A 20,160-nucleotide genomic window follows, 5' to 3' on the forward strand; every position below is an offset into this window, starting at 1 on the left:
CCCTTCCCCTACATTCGCCGGCTATGAGTCCGCAGGAGTGGATCGTGCTCGTCATCCTCGCGGTGGCGCTGGTGCTCTTCATCACCGACCGGGTGGGGGTGGACCTCGTGGCGCTGCTCATCGTGGGGGCCTTGGCCATCACGGGTGTGCTCACCCCCAAGGAAGCGCTTGCCGGGTTCAGCGACCAGGCCACCCTCACCGTGGCCTTCCTCTTCGTCCTCAGCGCCGCCTTGCTGCGAACCGGGGCCGTGAGCACCTTGGGACCGCGCCTCAGCGGCCATTTCCGGGAGTCGCCGGCCATCGGCGTGCTGCTCCTCATGCTGGTGGTGGGGCTGGTTTCGGCCTTCATGAACAATACGCCCATCGTGGCGCTGCTCATTCCCGTGGTGGTGCAGATCGCCCAGACCTCGGGGCAGGCGCCCAGCAAGCTGCTCATCCCCCTCAGCTACGCCACCATACTCGGGGGCACCACCACGCTGCTGGGCACCAGTACCAACTTCGTGGTGAGCGGCGTGATGACCGACAGCGGCATGCCGGCGCTGGGCATGTTCGACCAAACGCCAATGGGCTTGGTGTTCCTGGCCGCCGGAGTGCTCTACATGGCGGTGATCGGCCGCAGGCTGCTGCCCGACCGGCGCGCCAGCAAGGACCTGGGCGAGCAGTTCGGCATCCGCGGCTACGTCACCGAGATCGAGTTGCTGCCGGGGGCGCCCGCCGTGGGCCAGCGCATCATGGACAGCGCCCTGGTGAAGGAGCTGGAGATGGACATCATCGAGATCCGGCGCGACGACAGCCGATTCACCCTCCCCGCCGGTGACATGGTGCTGGAGGTCGGCGATGTGCTGAAGGTGCGCTGCGATGTGGCGCGCATCAGGGCGCTGAAGGACCGTGCGCACATCGGCATGCAGCCCTCGCTGCGCGTGGCAAACGACGACTTGCGCTCCCGCGGCACCGCCCTGGTGGAATTGGTGATCACCAGCAGCAGCGACCTGGAGGGCAAGACCCTGCGCGAGGCCGACCTCATCCGCACCTACCGCGCCGTGCCGCTGGCCGTGCGCCATCGCGAGGAGCTGGTGCACGAGCAGCTCTACGAGACGGTGCTGCGGAGCGGCGATGTGGTGCTGGCCGAGGTGCGGTCGCACTACGTGCAGCGCCTCAAGCGGATGGAGAGCGAGAGCGACAGCCCGTTCGTGATCCTCGCTGAGCAGGAGGGCCTGGCCGAGTTCCAGCGCGGGCGCTTCATCCTCACCGGCGCCATCCTGCTGGCCGTGGTGCTGGCCGCGTCGATGGAGCTGCTGCCGGTGGTGCTGGCCGCGCTGCTGGGCCTCATCGCACTGGTGGTCTCCCGTACGCTCTCCATGAAGGAGGTGTACGATGCCATCGAGTGGAAGATCTACTTCCTCATGGCCGGTTCGCTGAGCCTGGGCCTGGCCATGCAGAAGAGCGGGCTGGCCGCGCGCATCGCTGATGGACTTGTGATGGGCCTGCACGACCTGGGGCCGGTGGCCATCCTTTCCGGCATCTACCTGCTCACCTCCCTGCTCACTGAGGTGATGAGCAATACGGCCACCGCTGCGGTGATCACCCCCATCGCCATCGCCACGGCCACGGCACTGGGCCTGTCGCCCACGCCATTCATCATGGCGGTGCTCTTCGGCGCCAGTGCGAGCTTCATGACGCCGATTGGCTACCAGACCAATACCATGATCTATGGCGCGGGGCAGTACAAGGCGCGCGATTTCATGCGGGTGGGGGCGCCCATGCAGCTGCTGCTCTGGGTGCTCGCCACGGTACTCATCCCGCACATCTACCCCTTCTGATCGGCGCCGGACCATCGCACCACGCGACGGTCGTCGCCGGCGCTGATGAGGTCGTAGCCCCTCCATTGCAGCGCATTCACGCTGTGCGCATGCCCGCCGGTGCGCGCATCGAGGCGCCCGAGGGGATCCAGGCTGTCCGCGTGCCAGAGCTTGACGGTCTTGTCCCGCGAGGCGGTGGCCAAGGTGGCGTCCGAGGGGCTGAAGGCCGCCTGATAGATGGTGGACCGGTGGGCAGGCAGGGCGAGTATGGCACGCTGGCCATTCCGCAAGTCCCAGATGCGCAGATGCCCGTCCTTTCCGCCGCTCACCAGGGCGGATTTTCGCGGGTGGAAAGCCAGGGCATGTGCGCCTTCCTCATGAGCGGCCCAGCTGGCGATGGCATTGAGCGTGCCTGCATCGAGCAGGTGCAGCCAGCCATCGCCCGTGGCGGCCCCCAGTGTTGCGCCATCCGGGGAGAGGGCCAGACCGCGCACCTTGGCATCACTCAACGGGATGCGGCGCCGCAGCGCCCAGGGTGCGCCCGTTTCGGTGCGCTCCCACAGCGCCAAGCTGCCGTCGCCGCCCCCGGTCACCAGCGCGCCTGGGTGTGGCCAGGCCAGGGTATACACTCCCATTGCATGTGCCTGCAACGCGTGTTGTTCCCGGCGCTCGCGCAGGTTCAGCAGGTGCAGCGTGCCGGCGGCGCTGCCCAGGGCCAGTTCATCCGGGCCGCCGCGGGCGAGGGCGTAGATGGGGCCGGCGATGCGCGCAATGGCACGGGTGCGATCCGGAGCCGTGGCCTCCCACGCAAGCACCAGGCCATCGCCCCCGGCGCTGAGCAGCTGGCCGTCGTGCTCGGCCAGCGCGTAGATCGCACCCGAGTGGTCCCGGTGCAGCAAGTCCCCGGTCATGGTCCGCTTGGTCATGCGGTGATGCCCAGCGCCTCGAGCCGTCGCCGCAGCTCGGAGCGTCTTGGCAAGGTGAGGTCGGCGCTGCGCCAGGCGCGCATGGGCGTAGGCCCCTGCGGGATGGGCGCGGCTCGTCCCGTCATGTGGTCGCGGATCACCGCGGGGTATTCCCGCAGGATGATCAGCAGGTTCTCAGCGCGCAACCGGTAGGGGTCGCACGGCCATGGGACCTGGGCCGGAATCTGCCGCAGGATGTCCCCTTCATCGACCCGCGGGGTGATGAGGTGGAAGGTGACGCCGATGTGGTCCTTGTCCTGACGGATGCACTGCCAGAATTCCGGCCGCGTGCCGCGGTATTCCGGCAGCAGGGAGGTGTGCGCATTGATGGCGCCTCGCCGGGGCACGCCGATCAAGGGTTCGCGCAGCAGCCGGGTTCCCAGCACGGCCAGCAGGTCCGGCTCTGCTGCGCGCACCCGATCCACCACGGCCGGCTCATTGATGGAATCGACTTCCACGCGGGCCACGCTTGCAGGCCATCCCTTTCCCGCCACGATCGCCGCATAGGCGGGCTGTGCGATCCGGTCGGCCCGTTCCTTCATGGCCTCTTCCCAGCGCAGGGTGGCGCGGTCCTCCTCATGCAGCAAGGCCTGGCCCACCATGTTCATCAGGCGGTGACCCACCAACGCGCGCATCAAGCGCGAGGCGGGGGAGTAGGGCACCTGCACCGGCGGTGCTTCGCACACGATGAGCGAGAGTCGCAGCCCGTCCTGCACCAGTCGCCGGGCCAGCAACTGGCTCTCCTGGGAGAGGTTGCAGAGCAGCACGATGTTCCCTGAGGCCGGCATCAGCTGAAATCAAGGGTGAACCATCCGTGAGCGTGGGCATCGATCCGCGGCTGGAGCGGGCCATCGGGCCCCTGCACGGTCACCTGGCCGGGGTTGATGCCGCGCAGCGTGAAACGATGGCCGCGCAGCGCCGCTGCATCGATGCGCTCGAAGGCGATGCCGTCCGGAACGAACGAAACGGTGCGGGCCTCATGGTCCACGCGGACGTGGTCGCGCAGCACCAGGTAATCCAGGAGGTGCGAGACCGAGGACAGCTGGATGCGGCCCTTGTGCCACCGCTCGGCAAGGCCCCGTAGCGAGGCCATGCTGTGCTCGGGGATGTGCCGGGGCTCGCCCACGCGGTACACGCGTCGCTTGCCCAGGTGGGTGTAGAGGATGCAGGTGCCGCCATGGCGGGCCAGCTGATCGAGCCGCTCGCCGGAGAGCAGCCGCCCCAGGCCGTCGATGTCGGCCTCCTCCCAGGTGCCATGGCGCTGGAAGGTGTAGAGCATGCTGCCATCGGGGAAGCGATGGGGTCGGTAGGCGGCATTGTCGCGGAATTGCGCTCGGAAGCCGGTGCCGACGCCGAGCGCCTTGCTCACCATGTACTTGGTGTAGTTGCTCACCGAGCGCGTGAGCTGGCGGCCGTGCGCACGGTGCACCTTCCAGCGCGAGAGCGGCCTGTCCTGCCCCAGCACCGGTGTAATCGTCCCGTCCCACAGGTACCGGATGCCGGCCTGCCGCACGAGGTCGAGCGTGTAGAGGGGGTTGGGGTACACGTGCCCGGAGGCATCCACGATGCGCGGGAAGGAGCCCTGCCGGCTGTTGTGCAGCATGTTGCCGGGGAACATGCTGTGATCGACCCAAACCCGCGGCTGCAGGCCCAGGCGGCGCATCATCGCCAAGGCTTCCTCGGCATCGGCCCGGTCGAAGGCCTTGGCACCGGCCCACATGTAATCCCCCCAGGTGTGGAGGGTGTCATGAGGGTGCGCCTGCAGGATCTCCGGGTGCCGGTGCGCGTCCACCTGGTCGGGGAGGTTCCGGTTGTACGAACGCAGGAAGACCGTGTCGCCGAAGGGCAGTCCGAGTTCCTGCCAGATGGTGGCGTTCAGCTCGGTCCAATCCGCGATGGTGGTGTTGTCCGGGTCGCTGCTCAGCGCCAACCAGGCCGTGTACGGGTAGGGGTAGGCCCTCAGGTGCCGGTCTCGGAGGCGGGGCTTGGGCTCAGGCTTTGCGCGGGGAAGCATGGATGGCGCTGCGGGCCAAGATAACCGAGGCTCAGGGCCAGCGCCTGCGGTGGCTCCAATCGAAGGTCCACTCCGGGGTGTGGAGCCGCGCCTCGCCGTGCAGGAGATACCAAGCGCCCAGGTCCGGCTGGCGGGCATTGCGCAGTACATGGATCTCCTGCGCGGGCATGTAGCCCTGGGCCAGGAGGAAGGCCAGGCGGCCGTCGGCATGCCGTGCGGCATCCACCACAAGCACTGCGTGGCCAGGCGAGCCCCCTTGGATGAACACATCGCCGATGCGCAGGTCGCCGGCGTCCGGAGGCGCCGGTGACGCGCGCTTGAGCTCGCGGGCCAGCGAGAGGGTCCCCGCGTAGGTGAACACCGCATCGAGGTAACGCATCAGCTGGGCGTGCGAGGAGTCCGGCGCGGCGCCATGCACCCAGGCGCAGCGGTTGCCGGTCACCCGGATCCGCTCGCCGCTGCGCCAGCGCACCCATTCGGCCCTGAATCCGTTGGTGAAATCGAATGCGATGGCATCCTCCTGTCCGGACCGATACAGGTATTCAGCCCGGAGGCGCATCACCGCATCCGCGCATTGCTGCAGGTCCTTCCGCCCCAGCTCACTGTCCACAACGGCGGCATGCACGTCCTGGCGGGCCTTCAGGCGTCCGTCATGGAGGAGCACCGGTGCCCCCTCCGGCTTCAGGGGCAGGTGGCGCAGGTAGCTTCCGAAGGATTCCGCATCGACGGGCAGCCGCTGGAATCCGGAAGGCGGTGCGAAGCGTTGCGCGATGGTGGCGCCAGGGCCTGCTGCACCCCCGCTTCGTCCGGCAGGCTGAGCCTCCACGCGACCCGCAAGGAGCAGGACCGCTCCGATCCATGCCATGACGGACCTGCGCATCACCCACTGCAATTCTGCCCGCACCGGCAGGTAACGCTCAGGCCTTGGCGCCCTCCTGCACCGGCCGGTAGCCGAACAGCTGATTGTCCTTGATCATGTTGTCCACGTAGGGGGGCACCATGCTCTCCCAGCCCTTGTGGCCGCCCCTGATCATGTCGAGCACCTGCTTGCTGAAGATGTGCAGCACGTTGGGGTCGTAGTTCTCGATGTCCACCAGCCGCTTGTTGAAGAGCAGGTAATCGTAGAGCGGGCGCATGCGCGGATGCACCGGCATGTTCACGGTGGTCATGATCTCCGCCGTATTGCTCGGCCGGCTGGGATACACGTAGATCTTCAGGTCGCGGTGGAACAGGATGCCGAAGGCCTCCAGCACCCCGCCGTTCAGGTGGCGGTAGTACTTCTCGTCGAAGACCTCCACCAGGTTGTTCACGCCCATGATCAGGCCCATGCGCGCCTTGGTGTACCGGCTGAAGTACTCCACCAGCTTGTAGTACTCCTGGTAGTTGCTGATCAGCACCGTCTGCCCCAGGGAACAGAGGATGTCGGCCCTGTCGATGAAGTCCTTCTCGTCCACATCGCCGGTGTCGCTCTTCAAGTTGCTCAGGGTGATCTCGAAGAGCACCTGCAGGTTCTGACGGTCTACCTTCTGTTCCTTGATGAACATGTTGTAGCCGTTCATGATCATGTCGATGTTCACCTTGGTGACGGGCCGGAAGCTGCCGCGGATGGCCAGGATGTTCTTCTTGTAGAGCGTCTCGCTGGCCTGCAGGTTCTGCCCATCGGGGCCGAAGAGCACGGCGTCGGTGAAGCCGCGCTTCACCAGCTGCAGGCTGAGCAGCCGGTTGTCCACGGTGCGGAACGCCGGTCCGTTCATCTGGATCATGTCGATCTCCACCACGTGCCGGCTCACATTGTCGTAGAGCGAGTCCATGATCTGGCCGGGCTTGTCCCAATCCGTCACGGCAGCGAAGAGGAGGTTCACGCCCAGCACGCCGATGCACTCCTGCTGCAGGCTGATGTCCGGGTCGTGGAGCCGGAAGTGCAGGATCACGTCGCTGGTGGGCTGGTCTGGAGCGGTCTGGAAGCGCACGCCCAGCCAGCCGTGCCCGCTGTGCGGCCGTTCGAAGGTGCTGGTGGTAACGGTGTTGGCGAAGGTGAAGAAGCGCTTCGAGGGGTGGTCCTGGCGGTTCAGGCGGTCGATGATCAGCCCGTACTCGTGCCGTAGCATGTTCTTCAGCCGGCTCTCACAGACGAAGCGGTTGCCCGGCTCCGGTCCGTAGATGGCGTTGCTGAAGTCCTTGTCGTAGGCGCTCATCGCCTTGGCGATGGTCTGGGAGGCCCCTCCGGCGCGGAAGAAATGGCGCACCGTTTCCTGCCCTGCGCCGATCTCGGCGAAAGTGCCGTACAGGTCAGGGTTCAGATTGATGCGCCTCGCCTTCTGGGCGGGGGTAAGGGGCACGTGCTTCGGGTCCTGGGCGAACATGCGGGAAGTGCTGGGGGCAAAGGTAGCCCCCTCGCGTGCCGGTGTCATGCCGTAGGTCAGTAACCGCCAGGCGGCGGTCAGCGGCCGGCGCCGTCGGAGAAGCCGGTTCGGCGATGGGATCCGTCGCAATAGGGCTTGTTGGCCGAGGCCCCGCACCGGCACAGGGCCGTGTTGCGCTCGCGCTCCTCTGCGCGGCCGTCCGGATGCACCACGGTGCAGGGGCCCTTCACCAGCAGGGGGCCATCAGGACTCACCTCCACACGCAGTGAGGCATCGGACGCGCGCCCCTGGGCCTCGGTGCCATCGCTCATGCGAAAGGTTAGCGCGCCGCTCGGGCAGCGTTCCACCTGTGCGCGGATCGCGTCCGTGGAGGCGCCCTCCGGCTTGATCCACGGACGTTTGCCGGGCTGGAATACGGTGCCCAGCTCTCGCCAGCACCGTGTGCTGTGGATGCACAGGTCCTTCTTCCAGATGATGGTGATCTCCCCGTTGGTGTAGGTGTGCTCCTTGCTCATGGTGTCAGGCTGCTCGTCAGGTGGATGGGGCTCTCCAGCGTGCGGTGCACCGGGCAGGCGCTTGCGATCTGCAGGAGGCGTTCACGCTGGTCCGTCGGCATTTCCCTCCCGAAGCCGATCTCCAGGTGGATCCGGCTTTCCACCGCGCGTCCGGTCTGGGTACGCTCCAGCGTGGCCTGCACGGTGATGCCCCCGGTGTCCCACTGCTTACGGCCGGCGTACATGCGCAAGGTGATGGCCGTGCAGCTGGCGAGTGCGCTCAGGAGCAGTTCATGCGGACGCAGCCCTTGGTCCTGCCCGCCGTGCTCGGCCGGTTCGTCGGCGACGGCGGTGATGCCTCGGGCGGTGAGCACCGTACGGTAGGGCGCTCCATCGAGCACCGCGGTAACGGCGCGTTTCGTGGTCTCCATCCCGCGAAGGTCGTCAATCCTGCCTGCTGCGCCGAGGGCCGGCTAGAGGTAGAGCCGCACCACGAAGATGGCCGTGATCACGCAGACCAGGTCGGCCAGCAGCATGATGCCCAGCGTGTACCGCGTGTCCTTCACGTTCACGCTGCCGAAGTACAGCGCCACCACATAGAAGGTGGTCTCCGCCGCGCCCTGGAAGAGGCAGCTGAGCATGCCGGTCAGGCTGTCCGGGCCGTAGGTCTTCATGGCATCGAGCATGAATCCGCGCGAGCCGCCAGCGCTGAAAGGGCGCATGAGCGCGACGGGTATGGCGTCGATGATCTCCTTGCTCACGCCCGCCCCGGCCATGGCCCACGAGAGGCCGTCCATCACGATGCCCATGAGCCCGCTGTTGCGGAAGATGCTCAGGGCGGCCAGCATGGCGAGCATGTAGGGGAGCACCCGGAGGCCCGTGGTGAAGCCGTCCTTGGCCCCGTGCACGAAGCTGTCGAAGATGTTGGTGCCCTTGTCTCGGAAGTAGCGTTCCACCAGGAATGCGTAGCCCACCACAAGCCCGATGATGGTGAGCAGCATGCCGTTGCTGAGGTTGTCCGTGAAGTGGAACTTGGCGGCGCCGGCCAGCGAGCCGATGTAGGCCATGAGGCCCCCGATGATGGCGCTGATGCCCAGCACGCCCAGCATCACCGGCCAATTGAAGAGGCTGATGCGCTGTCGGGCCGCCACCATGAACAGGGCCGCCAGGGTGCCCACGAAGCTGGTGATGATCGTGGGCACCATGATGTCGGCCGGGTTGGCGGCACCCTGGGCCGCCCGGTAGCCGATGATGCTTGTGGGCAGCAGCGTGAGGCCTGCGGCATGCAGGCACAGGAACATGATCTGGCTGTTGGTGGCCCGGTCCTTCTGCGGGTTGTCCTCCTGCATGCTCTCCATGGCCTTCAGGCCGAAGGGCGTGGCGGCGCTGTCGAGGCCCAGGAAGTTGGCCGCGAAGTTGAGCGTCATGAAGCCGTAGGCCGGGTGGTCCTTGCGGAGGTCAGGGAACACGCGGTGGAAGGCGGGGGAGAGCACATGCGCCACCTTCTCCATGGCGCGCGAATCGACCAGCAGGTTGAGCAGGCCGCAGAAGAAGGTGAGGTAGCCGATCAATGGCAGCCATAGGTCCATGATGGTGTTGCGGCAGGTGGCGAAGAGGCCGTCGGCCGGCTGCTTGCCGCGCGTCACTCTGAGGGTCCCTGTCCCGTTCAGCGCATAGCGGTCGCCCTTCACCTCCAGCCCGGCATCGCCTGCTGCACGGATGGCTGCGAGGAAGGCCGTGCCCTGCAGGGCGGCGGTATCGAGTTCGTTCACCACCAAGGCCTCGCCCTGCTTGCCGTTCACCAGCATGCCCAGGCTGTACTGCCGGCCCATGGCCAGCATCACCAGCACATAGCCGATGCTCAGCACCAGCATGAACGTCCAGAAGCGGCTCAGCGCCATGCGCGCAAAGGAGCGAAGGCGATCGCCGCCGCCGCCCCGCCCGGCGATCCCTTGGCCAACAGCGCGCTGTGGAAGAGCCTAATACGCCTTCGCCGCGCGCAACCCGTACACCATCGGGATCTTCCCTTCCATGTCCTTGATCCGGTACAGCCCGTCGTCGCCGCGCACGGTACCCTGGAAGCAATCGTGCGGCGAGCCATCGAGCTCCGTGAAGCGCTCCGGCACAAGGCCTTCATCGAGCAGCACGGTGAGCACCTCGCCAAGGCTGTGGTTCCAGCTGTAGGAGGTGAGCCGGATGTCCGCGCCCCGATCGGCGTAGGTGCCCTGCTCCTCCTCCACGATCGTCTCGCGGTTGAAGTACGAGTACCGCACGTGGGTGAAGTCATTGTCGAACATCCACACTGCAGGGTGGAACTCCACGAAGACGAAGCGGCCGCCTGGCTTCAGGTAGCGCTTGATGTTCGCTGCCCATGGCTTCAGGTCGGGCAGCCAGCCGATGGTCCCATAGCTGGTGAACACGAGGTCGAACCGCTCATCAAGCTCGGGCACATGCTCCGCCACGTTGCTCAGCACCCAATCGGCCTTCAGGCCGCAGCGCTCGGTGAGCTTCCGGGCCTCGTCCAGCGCGGCATCGGAGATGTCGAGCCCGGTGGCATCGGCGCCCATGCGCGCAAGGCTCAGCGTATCCTGTCCGAAGTGGCACTGCAGATGCAGGATGCGCTTGCCCTTGACATCGCCGAGGAGTTCCAGCTCGATGGCCGTGAGCGGGTTCTTCCCTGCGATGAAGCCATCCATGTCGTACATCCGGGAGGCGAGGTGGTGCGGAACGCGGGCGTTCCAGAGCGCTCGGTTGGCGGCGAAGGCGGACGCGGCATCCATGGAGCGAAGCTAATCCGCGCTCAACGAAGCCCGGAGAGGTCCATGCCGCTGAGCCACGCCCTCATCATGGCATCGCCGAGCAGCTTCCCCACGATGCGGTAACGCGAATGCGCCAGTGGGTTATGGCCATCGAGCGGCTCGCTCATCACGCCCGACCCCGGATGGTAGTAGCTGCTGTGGACGAAGCGCGCCGTTCCGTCGCGCACCACGATGAAGCCCACGTGGTTGTCGAGCCCTACCTTGTACAGCCCGTCGCCCTGCTCGCGCAGGTAGGCTTCCACCTCGCTCACCGGCCTGCTTCGGAAGCGCTTGATCGCATGGCAGGTCTTCACGGTGATCGGCTCGCTGGCCATTTGCGACCACTTGATGCGCGGCAGCCGGAAGCCGGCATCCTGCAGCACCGTGTTCACGAAGTAGCCGCAGGCGATGGCGCCTTGCCCGGGCGTACGCGTGGTGCCGTTGAAATCCCAGCGCGTGCCATGCCAGGCGGGGAGGATGTCGAGCGTGATGCGGTCGAATAGGTAGGCGCGGGCGCTGTCGACCATCCGGGCCTGGCCCGCGCTGTCGGCGCAGGCGTAGCGTTCCTGGAAGGCGCTCCGGCGTTCCTCGATGGAGCGCCTGAGCTGATCGTAGGGTGGGGCAGCGGTGGTGGCGGCGAGGAGCAGAGCGAGCATGCGCGGATTTGTAGGCGAGCAATGCACGTCCCTGCAAAAGGTAACCGATCACAGCTTCAGTTCCTTCATCTCGCCCTTGTCCGTGATCCACACGTACTTCACGATGTCCTTGGCCTCCTTCCTGGGGAATCCCTCAGGGAGCTGGCACTGCAGCGTGAGGTTGTACGTGTACTGCACCGGTGGCTCGGTGATCTCGGCGTGCAGCACGATATCGAACCGCCCATACGGCACCTTGTTGTAGAAGAAGCCGCTCGGCTTGCGCACGTCGTTCACGGCCTGTCCTTTTCGCCTGCTGTTCAGGCTCGTCTGCACCCGGCTCTGGTAGGCGGCATAGCGGTCCAGCGGGAAGTGGGCGCCGTTCTGCTCCGAGGCGAGCCGATGGCTCTCGCCCACCTTGAGCCCGAGCTTGGCGAACTGATCGATCTTCTGCTGCATCAGCCGATTCGCGAACAGCCGCAGCGTATCGTAGCAGGCGCTCTGGTCGGCCACGAAGAAGTCCACCTTCACCAGGTCGTAGATCTCCTCCTTCGCGGCGGCCGTCACGAGCTTGTCCAGTATTCGGGCATCGCGGAACCGGATGTGGATGTTCTTCTGGATCTCGAAGCCCGCCGGCACTTCTTGATAGGTCTTGCTGAAGAGCTTCCGTGTGGCCTCCAATTCGTACACGGGCACGAAGGAGAGCATGTCGGTGAAAACGTCGGCTTCCTTCACGCCGTGCTCCTTCACCCGTTGGACCATGGCTTCGACGCGCGCGGTCATCAGGCTGTCGGCTTCCTCGGCGCTCTGCCCGAGCTGGGTAACATGGAAAATGGCCAGATAGCTGTCGGCGCGCATGTTCATCATGGCATTCACCTCGAGCACGAGCAGATTTCCCTGGATCGAGGCCCTCACGGGCTGCTCGGCCTGCTGCAGCCACATGCGGCTGGCTGATTCGTACATGAGGTTGCCCATGGCCTGGGGGCGGGCAGGATGGGCGATGGCGAAGGCGAGCAGTGGCACAAGGCGGCGTCCGGTCATGGCAGCGATTTTGGCCAAGCGGTACACGCACCCCCGTGGATGGTTCATTGCGGGCCGTCGAAAAGACCCGCAGCAATCGCCCCCTCGTGCCGCAGCAGCCACTGCTTCCGCCCTAGTCCGCCCACGTAGCCCGTGAGCCCGCCCGATCGCCCCACCACGCGATGGCAGGGCACCAGGATCGGCAGCGGATTGGCGCCGTTCGCTGCGCCCACGGCACGGGCGGCGGTGCTTGCCCCGATGCGTTCGGCCAGGGCCCGGTAGCTCAGCGTGGCACCCCAGGGAATGGCCGCCACCGCTTGCCAGACGCTTCGCTGGAAGGGTGTCCCATATCCGGCCAATGGCAGTTCAAAGGAGCGGAGGTGACCGGTGAAATAGGCGTGCAGCTGCCGCTCCGCCTCGCGCAGCAATGGCGTAGGGTAGGAAGGAAGGGCCTCCGCTGGATCGAAGACGAGCTGCGTGATGCATCGGCCATCGCTGGCGATCCACAGCACCCCGATCGGTGAGCTCATCATCAGCCCGTGCGGGGTTCGGTCCGGTTCGTGCATCGCGGCGCCTCTAACTTGGTGGCAAATCTCCGACGATGGCCTGGTTCACCGCCGACTTCAACCGGTTCTTCATGGATCTGGCGAAGAACAACAACAAGGAGTGGTTCGATGCCAACCGCAAGCGCTACGAGCAGGCCGTGAAGCAGCCCTTCGAGGCCTTCGTCGCTGAGGCGATCGCGCGCATCGCCAAGCTCGATAAGTCCGTGGCGATCTCACCCAAGGAGGCCATCTTCCGCATCAATAAGGACATCCGCTTCAGCAGGGACAAGACGCCATACAAGCTCGAGGCATCGGCCATCATCTCATCCGCAGGCCGCAAGGACCATTCGGTGCCGGGCCTCTACTTCGCCTTGGGGCCGGAGAGCGTCAAGTTCTACGGCGGCTCCTACATGCCCGACAAGGAGCAGCTGCTCGCCATCCGGGAGGGCATCGCCAGGGATGGGAAGGGCTTCCGGAAGGCCATCAGCGGAAAGCCGTTCCTGGCGCTGTTCAAGGAGGTGCAGGGCGAGGCGAACAAGGTGCTGCGGGCCGAATTCAAGGCGCTAGCGGCAAAGGAGCCCCTCATCGCCAACAAGCAGTTCTATGTGGCCGCAGAGCTGCCCGCCAAGCGGGTGACCGATGCCAAGCTCATGGACGACCTCATGGCGCATTGGCAGGCCATGCGGCCCTTGAATGACTGGCTGGCCAGGGCCATCGGCCAGGGCTGAAAAAGAGAAGCGCCCGCCTTGCGGCGAGCGCTCCCCTCTTTCACCAACCGGTTACTGGGCGGCCTTGCCGTTCAGTTCAACGGCCAGTTCGATGTTGTCCGCCAGGATCGCATCCTTCATGAAGTGCTTCCAGGCCACGCCGTACTTCTGGCGGTCGAACACCAGCTTGCCGGTGGCCTTCACAGAGCCGTCGGCATTCTCGGTGATCACGATGTCGGTGATGGTCTCCGAGTTGGTCGTGCCGCGGATCGTCAGGTCGCCCGTGGCGGAGTTGCCGCTGCCGCCGGTGATGGTCAGCTTGGCGGTGGGATGATTGCCGCTGTCGAAGAAGTCTGCGGTGCTCAGGTGGCCGATGAGCTGGCTCTTGGTGCCCTGCTTGGAGCCCTCCGGTTGGTAACCATCGTCCATGGGGTTGATCGAGGTCATGTTCACCTCGAAGCTCCCGGCCTTCAGCACGCCGCCCTGCACGGTGAACTCACCGCTGTTCAGGCTGATGGTGCCGAAGTGGCCATAAGGGGCCGGGCCCGTGACATTGCCCGCCCAGTTGATCACGCTGTTGGCAGCATCGACGATGTATTTGTGCTCGGCAGCTGCGGCTGCAGCGATGCTGTCAGCGATGGCCTTTTCACGGGCGGCCTGCTTCTCCGCTTCGGAGGGGCCGCACGCTACGAACGCGGTCGCAATGGCGACCAAGGGGAGGACACGGAAATTCATGACGGTGTTTGGGGTTGGATTTGGGGTGCGAAGTTAGCCAGATGAATTCCATGGAAAATAACTCGGTGGAAAAAATTGTGAAAGGGCGGATTGCCGGTTCAGCTATGGAACCGGCCCCCTGCATGGGCGAGCCGTCGGAGCAGGGGGGAGGGACGGTAGCGTTCCTCGCGGTATTCCGCCTGAAGGCGCTCCAGTACGGTCAGCCAGTGGGCAGCGCCCTGCTCATCGGCCCAGACGAGGAGCCCCTTGGGGTAGTTCACCCCCTTGGTCATGGCCATGTCGATGTCCTGAGCGGTAGCGACGCCCCAGAATAGCGCATCGGCCGCTTCGTTGATGAGCATGGCCACCACCCGCTCCACGATGGCGTTCCCCAGCCCCGGGTCCACGGCGGGCGAGGGTGTGGTGGTGCCTTCCGCATAGCTGTAGTAACCCTGGCCGGTTTTCCGGCCCAGCCGGCCGCTTTCCACCTGTCTTTGCTGCGTGAGGCTCGGCTTGTACCGCGGCTCGTGGAAGAAGGCCTGCCACACCGTCCTCGTCACGGTGAAATTGACATCGTTGCCGATGAGGTCCATGAGCTCGAAGGGCCCCATGCGGAAGCCGCCATAGGTCCGCAATGCCGCATCGATGGTGGGCATATCGGCAACGCCTTCCTCGAACAGCCTGATGCTCTCCCCGTAATAGGGGCGAGCCACCCGGTTGACGATGAATCCCGGCGTGTCCTTGCAGGCCACGGGCACCTTGCCCCAGCCGTGCATGAGGTCGACTGCCTTCGCCGTTATGGCCGCGTCCGTGACCAGTCCGGGTACGACCTCCACAAGGGGCAGGATGGGAGCGGGGTTGAAGAAATGCAGGCCGATGATCCGATGCGGCCATTTGCTTCCGCCCGCGATGGCGGTCACCGACAGCGAGGAGGTGTTGGTGGCCAGCACGCAGGCGGGATCGACGATGGCCTCCAGGTCCGCGAACAAGCGCTGCTTGACACTGAGGTCCTCCACAATGGCTTCGATCACCAGCCCGCAGCCCCGCAGCTCCTTCAGGTCGGAGGCGGGTAGGATGCGTGCGTGGATGCCCTTGGCCTGCTCATCGGTGAGCCGGCCCTTCTCCACCAGTTTCCCGAGCGATGTGCGCAGGGCGGCCAAGGCCTTGTCAACGGCTTCGCGCCGGGTATCATAGAGCACCACCGGGTGACCGGCTTGAGCAGCGACCTGGGCGATTCCGCTGCCCATGGTGCCGGCCCCGATCACCCCAACCTTCATCGCATTCTCCATGGCTTTCCCGCCCTGCCTGGTGGCCAAGGCGATGGGGCGAAGATCGCAGCACGGGTCATTCGGCGCGCCCCGACAGCGTGCGGGCCTCCTCCAGGAGCTGCTCCTCGTGCAGCTTGCGGTAGATGCCGCCGTGGGCGATGAGCTCGGCATGCGTGCCCTCCTCTGCCACCCGGCCATGCTCGAGCACCAGGATGCGGTCCGCATCCCGCACCGCGCTGATCCTATGGCTGACGATGACGGTGGTGCGTCCCCGCATCACGCCGCGCAGCTCGCGCAGGATGGCCTCCTCGGTGGCGGTATCCACAGCGCTGAGCGCATCGTCAAAGAGCAGGATGCGCGGCCGTCCGATGATGGCCCGCGCGATGCTCACGCGCTGCTTCTGGCCGCCGCTGAGGGTGATGCCGCGCTCGCCGAGCACGGTGCCATAGCCCTTCGGGAAGCCCAGGATGTCCTGGTGCACCTGGGCGGCCCGTGCGGCCTGGGCCACGCGTTCATCCACCGCATCATCCTCGTCCAGCCGGAAGGCGATGTTGTTCCGGATGGTGTCGCTGAAGAGGAAGACATCCTGCGGTACGCTGCCCAGCTGCTTGCGCAAGCGGTCCAGGCGGATGCGGCGTGCGTCCACGCCATCGATCAGCACCTGGCCTTCGCTGGGGTCGTAGAGGCGTCCGATGAGGTCCATGAGCGTGCTTTTGCCGCTTCCGGTATGACCCACCACGGCCAACGTGCCGCCCGCTGGCACATGGAAGGAGACCTCGCGCAGTGCGGTGATGCCCGTGTCAGGATAGGTGAAGGTGACGTTGCAGAAGGTGATGGCGCCCTGCACCTCCTTCAGTTCATCCGCGTCATCGACGATGACAGGGGCCGTGCGCATGAACTCGTCGATGCGCTCCATGCTGGCCGACGCCTGCTGGATCAGGGAGGTGACCCAGCCCACCGAGGCAAAGGGCCAGGTGAGCATGTTCACATAGATGACGAATTCGGCGATGTTGCCCACGCTCACCGTGGGGTCGCCCTGGATGAGCTTCAAGCCGCCGATGAGGATGGTGAGCACGGTGCTCAGGCCGATGAGCAGCATGATGGCAGGCATGAAGAGCGCATCCACCCTGGCCTGTGCCAGGCTGCGCCGACGGTATTCCGCCGCCGCTTCGCCGAAGCGCCCCACGGCCATGGGCTCCTTGGCATGGGCCTTCAGCACCTGGATGCCGCTGAAGCTCTCCTGGGCCAGGGTGCTCAGCCTGCTCTGCTGCTCCTGCACCTCCGTGCTGCGGCGGTTGATCACGTCGCTCACGTAATAGATCACGATGCTCATCAGTGGCAGCGGGGCCAGCGTCCAGAGCGTGAGCTCGGCATTCACGTGCAGCATGAAGCCGATGCACATGATGAACAGGACCACCAGGTTGATCGTGTACATCACGGCGGGACCCAGGTACATCCGCACCTTTCCCACGTCCTCGCTGATCCGGTTCATGAGGTCGCCGGTGCTGTTGCGCTTGTAGAACGAGCGGTCGAGCCGCTGGTAATGGGCGTAGACATCGTTCTTCATGTCGTATTCGATCCAGCGGCTCACCACGATGATGGTCTGCCGCATGAGGAACATGAAGAATCCCTTGAGCAGTGCCAGCGCCAGATAAAGCACGGCCAGCACGGCCGAAAGCCAGGCGATGGTGCTGGCGATCTGCCCACCATCGCCCAGCTGCTGCACCCGGTCGGCCAGGTCGATGCCGGTCCAGCCCAACCAGCGCTCCAGCATCCTCGGCACGGCCAGTGAACGCTGGTCCACCGGCAGCTCCATCTGGCGGAAACCGGCCGTGATGAGGTCGATGGCCTCCCGAACCACCTGCGGGGCATACACGGCGAAGAGGTTGCTGAGCGCGATGAAGGCGGTTCCCAGCACCAAGTGCCAGCGGTACTTTGCGAAGTAGGGATTGAGCTTGAGGAGCGGTCGCATCGCCTCGGGTGGGAACTTCCTACTTTTGGCCGCCTTCCAGCAGCGCCCGGTCAAATCAAAGGGCGCCAAAGGTAGGCGGCGGGGGAAGGGCGAAGGGGTGCTTTGACCGGTTGACCGGACCCATCAAGGGCATTCTGCTCCCTGTACTTCCGCCGGATCCAATCCAAACGCAGTCCCGCAACTAGCATGGTCACCACCGCAACCAAGTCCTCGGCTCACCAGCTGGTGCTGAGCCGGATGGAGCAGCACGATCACGAGGAGGTCCTCTTCTGCTACGATCGCGCCACCGGCCTGCGCGCCATCATCGCCATCCACGATACCACCCTAGGCCCCGCGCTCGGCGGCACCCGCATGTGGCCCTACACCACCGAGGCGGAGGCGCTCAACGATGTGCTGCGCCTCAGTCGCGGTATGTCGTACAAGAGTTCGCTGGCCGGCCTGGACCTGGGCGGCGGCAAGGCCGTGATCATCGGCGATGCACGCACTCAGAAGACGGAGGCCATGTTCCGCCGCTTCGGCCGCTTCGTCGAGAGCCTCAATGGCCGCTACATCACAGCGGAGGATGTGGGGATGAGCACCACGGAGATGGTGAACATCCTCAAGGAGACCAGGTACGTGGCGGGCCTTCCCGAGGAGATGGGCGGCAGCGGCGACCCTAGCCCCGTTACCGCCTATGGCGTGTATTGCGGCATGAAGGCCGCGGCCAAGCAGGCCTTCGGATCCGAGGAACTCAGCGGCCGCAAGGTGTCCGTGCAGGGCGCGGGCAATGTGGGGCGGTACCTCGTCGGCCACCTCGTGAAGGAGGGCGCCAAGGTGTACCTCACGGATATCCACGACGACAAGCTCGCAGCGATCAAGGCGGAGCACCCTGCCGTGGAGATCGTGGCCTCCGACTCGGTGTACGACCTCGATGTGGACATCTATTCGCCATGCGCCCTCGGTGCCACGGTCAACGACGGCACGCTCAAGCGCCTCAAGTGCAGCGTCATCTGCGGGGCCGCCAACAACCAGCTGGAGGATGAGGGGGAGCACGGCAAGGCAGTGATGGAGAAGGGGATCCTGTACGCCCCCGACTTCCTCGTGAATGCGGGCGGAATCATCAATTGCGCCTGGGAGCGGAAGGGTTACAACCGCAAGGCCGCCCTCCGGCAGACCGAGGGCATCTACGATACCGCCCGGCGCATTTTCAAGGCCAGCGCCGAGCTCGGCATCCCCACTTACCTGGCCGCCAACCAGGCCGCGGAGCATCGCATCAGCAGCATGCGCGAGGCAGGCCTCCGATTCTGAGCCACGCATCGCGGGTCCATCAGCATGCTCAACCGCCGTTATCTGCGCATCAAGGTCTATCAGGCGCTCTATGCCTACTGGCAGGGCGACCCGGCGACCACTTCACGCTTGGAGAAAGAGCTCTACCAGGGCATCGACCGGGTGCACGACCTGTACCTCTCCCTGATGCTCGTCCTCGGTGAGCTGCGGCACGTGGCTGAGCTGCGCATGGAGGAGCGGAGGAAGAAGCGGCTGCCAACGCCGGAGGACCTCAATCCCAACCGGCGTTTCGTGGAGAATGCCCTCATCACCGGGGTTGCCGAGAGCGAGGCGCTGCGGGCGGAGTGCGAGAAGCGCAGGATCAGCTGGGTGGGCCATCACGAGCTGTTCATGGCCTTGTTCAAGGCCATCGAGGAGAGTGAAGCCTACAAGGCCTACATGGCGGAGCCGGCCACCTCCTTCACCAAGGACAGGGCCTTCGTCGTGGAACTCTTCAGCGAGCAGGTGGCCAACAGCGAGTCCCTGCAGGATGTATACGAGGCCAGGAGCATCTATTGGCTCGAGGACCTGGACCTGGCCGCAGGCCTCGTGAAACGGGTGCTGGAGCAGTGGCGCCAGGATGGCGGTGGGCCCCAGGCCTTGAGTGCCATCACCCAGGACCCCGCAGAGGAGCGCGGCTTCGTGAATGATCTTTTCCGCGCCAGCATTGCATTCAGTGACGAGCATGAGGCCCTCATCGCGGCGAAGGCGAGCAATTGGGAGGCCGACCGCATCGCCTACACCGACATGATCCTCATGAAGATGGCGCTCGCGGAGGTCCGCACATTCGACCAGATCCCGGTGAAGGTGACCCTCAACGAGTATATCGAGATCGCCAAGGCATACAGCACCCCGAAGAGCAAGAACTTCATCAATGGCGTGCTCGACAAGCTGTTCGTCGAGCTCAGGGCTGACGGTCGCATACGGAAGGTGGGCAGAGGGCTGCTGGAGAGCTGAACCGATGAAAGGGTCATCCATGCACGCGTGCAAAGCCGATCGCCAGCATCGCCTGGGACCCTTTCCCGCGGGCGGTCCGCTGGGTTTCCTCGCGTGCATGATCGGCCGCGTGCACGGCGGAGCGGGCATCTTGGCAGTGCTGCTGGCTGCGCTCCTCAGCGGCTGCTTCCTCACCGATCACAGCGAGCGAGGCGAGGTCACCACCGAGGACCTCAACTTCCCGGCATCGGGCTACGAGAAGCTCGATGCGGAGGACTACCCCCGCATCACCTTCGATGCCACGCAGGCCGACATGGGCAAGGTGGTGCAGGGCGCCAAGGTGCAGCAGCGGTTCACATTCACCAACACGGGCGGCAGCCCTCTGGTGCTCTCGGCCGTCAACAGCACCTGCGGCTGCACGGTGGGCAAGGATTGGCCCAAGGCGCCGATACCGCCCGGAGGTTCCGGCAGTATTGATGTCACCTTCGACAGCGCGGGCAGGACGGGCATGCAGCACAAGACCGTGACGGTGGTGAGCAATGCGCTGCCGGCCAGCACCGTGCTCACGATCACCGGCGAGGTGGTCGGCCCCGATCCCCAGAAGCAAACACAGCTCGGCAACTAGCAC

20 protein-coding genes are annotated in these 20,160 nt (G+C 65.5%); 5 read left to right on the forward strand and 15 right to left on the reverse strand.

Features of this window, described 5'->3' with window-relative positions:
* Positions 1–23: 23 nt before the first annotated feature.
* Complete coding sequence (locus QY325_03565) at positions 24–1,820, forward strand: SLC13 family permease (protein WKZ67010.1); 1,797 nt, start codon at positions 24–26, stop codon at positions 1,818–1,820.
* Here the strand turns inward: QY325_03565 and QY325_03570 are convergent.
* The 12 genes from QY325_03570 to QY325_03625 form a co-directional block, all read right to left on the reverse strand.
* Positions 1,808–2,725, reverse strand: coding sequence for a hypothetical protein (locus tag QY325_03570; GenBank protein WKZ67011.1), 918 nt, complete (start codon positions 2,723–2,725; stop codon positions 1,808–1,810). The genes QY325_03565 and QY325_03570 overlap by 13 nt on opposite strands.
* Entirely contained in the window at positions 2,722–3,552 is an 831-nt protein-coding gene (locus QY325_03575) for a formyltransferase family protein (GenBank protein WKZ67012.1), read from the reverse strand. Before QY325_03575 ends, QY325_03570 begins: the two co-directional genes overlap by 4 nt.
* Positions 3,552–4,778: a hypothetical protein gene (locus tag QY325_03580; protein ID WKZ67013.1), complete on the reverse strand. Its 1,227-nt coding sequence runs from the start codon at positions 4,776–4,778 to the stop codon at positions 3,552–3,554. Before QY325_03580 ends, QY325_03575 begins: the two co-directional genes overlap by 1 nt.
* Before the next feature lie 31 nt (positions 4,779–4,809).
* Positions 4,810–5,658: a DUF4846 domain-containing protein gene (locus QY325_03585; GenBank protein ID WKZ67014.1), complete on the reverse strand. Its 849-nt coding sequence runs from the start codon at positions 5,656–5,658 to the stop codon at positions 4,810–4,812.
* A gap of 37 nt (positions 5,659–5,695) precedes the next feature.
* Positions 5,696–7,141, reverse strand: a complete 1,446-nt coding sequence (locus QY325_03590; protein ID WKZ67015.1) for a TonB-dependent receptor — start codon at positions 7,139–7,141, stop codon at positions 5,696–5,698.
* A 77-nt stretch (positions 7,142–7,218) separates the two neighbouring features.
* Complete coding sequence (locus tag QY325_03595) at positions 7,219–7,656, reverse strand: (4Fe-4S)-binding protein (protein WKZ67016.1); 438 nt, start codon at positions 7,654–7,656, stop codon at positions 7,219–7,221.
* Positions 7,653–8,066: an OsmC family protein gene (locus QY325_03600; GenBank protein ID WKZ67017.1), complete on the reverse strand. Its 414-nt coding sequence runs from the start codon at positions 8,064–8,066 to the stop codon at positions 7,653–7,655. Before QY325_03600 ends, QY325_03595 begins: the two co-directional genes overlap by 4 nt.
* Before the next feature lie 42 nt (positions 8,067–8,108).
* The gene (locus QY325_03605; protein ID WKZ67018.1) at positions 8,109–9,536 is read right to left on the reverse strand and encodes a nucleoside recognition domain-containing protein; all 1,428 of its coding nucleotides are present in this window, start codon (positions 9,534–9,536) and stop codon (positions 8,109–8,111) included.
* Between the two features lie 78 nt (positions 9,537–9,614).
* The gene (locus tag QY325_03610) at positions 9,615–10,415 is read right to left on the reverse strand and encodes a class I SAM-dependent methyltransferase (protein WKZ67019.1); all 801 of its coding nucleotides are present in this window, start codon (positions 10,413–10,415) and stop codon (positions 9,615–9,617) included.
* A 20-nt stretch (positions 10,416–10,435) separates the two neighbouring features.
* Positions 10,436–11,089 (reverse strand): hypothetical protein, encoded by a 654-nt coding sequence (locus tag QY325_03615; protein ID WKZ67020.1) that lies wholly within the window; start codon positions 11,087–11,089, stop codon positions 10,436–10,438.
* 48 nt (positions 11,090–11,137) lie between these two features.
* A complete protein-coding gene (locus QY325_03620) occupies positions 11,138–12,106 on the reverse strand; it encodes an SIMPL domain-containing protein (protein WKZ67021.1) in 969 nt (322 codons plus the stop codon).
* Between the two features lie 44 nt (positions 12,107–12,150).
* The gene (locus QY325_03625) at positions 12,151–12,618 is read right to left on the reverse strand and encodes a methylated-DNA--[protein]-cysteine S-methyltransferase (protein ID WKZ67022.1); all 468 of its coding nucleotides are present in this window, start codon (positions 12,616–12,618) and stop codon (positions 12,151–12,153) included.
* A 68-nt stretch (positions 12,619–12,686) separates the two neighbouring features.
* On the opposite strand from QY325_03625, the gene QY325_03630 reads away from it, so the two are divergent.
* A complete protein-coding gene (locus tag QY325_03630; GenBank protein ID WKZ67023.1) occupies positions 12,687–13,358 on the forward strand; it encodes a DUF2461 domain-containing protein in 672 nt (223 codons plus the stop codon).
* Between the two features lie 51 nt (positions 13,359–13,409).
* Here QY325_03630 and QY325_03635 read toward each other — a convergent pair whose 3' ends face one another.
* The 3 genes from QY325_03635 to QY325_03645 all read right to left on the reverse strand — a co-directional run bounded on the left by QY325_03635 (position 13,410) and on the right by QY325_03645 (position 17,291).
* Entirely contained in the window at positions 13,410–14,072 is a 663-nt protein-coding gene (locus QY325_03635; protein ID WKZ67024.1) for a YceI family protein, read from the reverse strand.
* Positions 14,073–14,170: 98 nt separating this feature from the next.
* The gene (locus QY325_03640; GenBank protein WKZ67948.1) at positions 14,171–15,328 is read right to left on the reverse strand and encodes a 3-hydroxyacyl-CoA dehydrogenase NAD-binding domain-containing protein; all 1,158 of its coding nucleotides are present in this window, start codon (positions 15,326–15,328) and stop codon (positions 14,171–14,173) included.
* A gap of 67 nt (positions 15,329–15,395) precedes the next feature.
* Positions 15,396–17,291 carry an ABC transporter ATP-binding protein gene (locus QY325_03645; protein WKZ67025.1) on the reverse strand — a complete coding sequence of 632 codons (1,896 nt, stop codon included), beginning with the start codon at positions 17,289–17,291 and terminating at the stop codon, positions 15,396–15,398.
* A gap of 186 nt (positions 17,292–17,477) precedes the next feature.
* Between QY325_03645 and QY325_03650 the strand changes: the two genes are divergently transcribed.
* The 3 genes from QY325_03650 (at position 17,478) to QY325_03660 (ending at position 20,157) form a co-directional block, all read left to right on the forward strand.
* Complete coding sequence (locus QY325_03650) at positions 17,478–18,578, forward strand: Glu/Leu/Phe/Val dehydrogenase dimerization domain-containing protein (GenBank protein WKZ67026.1); 1,101 nt, start codon at positions 17,478–17,480, stop codon at positions 18,576–18,578.
* Between the two features lie 24 nt (positions 18,579–18,602).
* Complete coding sequence (locus tag QY325_03655; GenBank protein ID WKZ67027.1) at positions 18,603–19,553, forward strand: transcription antitermination protein NusB; 951 nt, start codon at positions 18,603–18,605, stop codon at positions 19,551–19,553.
* Between the two features lie 97 nt (positions 19,554–19,650).
* On the forward strand, positions 19,651–20,157 hold the full coding sequence (locus QY325_03660; GenBank protein ID WKZ67028.1) for a DUF1573 domain-containing protein: 507 nt from the start codon (positions 19,651–19,653) through the stop codon (positions 20,155–20,157).
* Positions 20,158–20,160: the final 3 nt, after the last annotated feature.

Source organism: Flavobacteriales bacterium (assembly GCA_030584065.1).
GTDB lineage: Bacteria > Bacteroidota > Bacteroidia > Flavobacteriales_F > PHOS-HE28 > PHOS-HE28.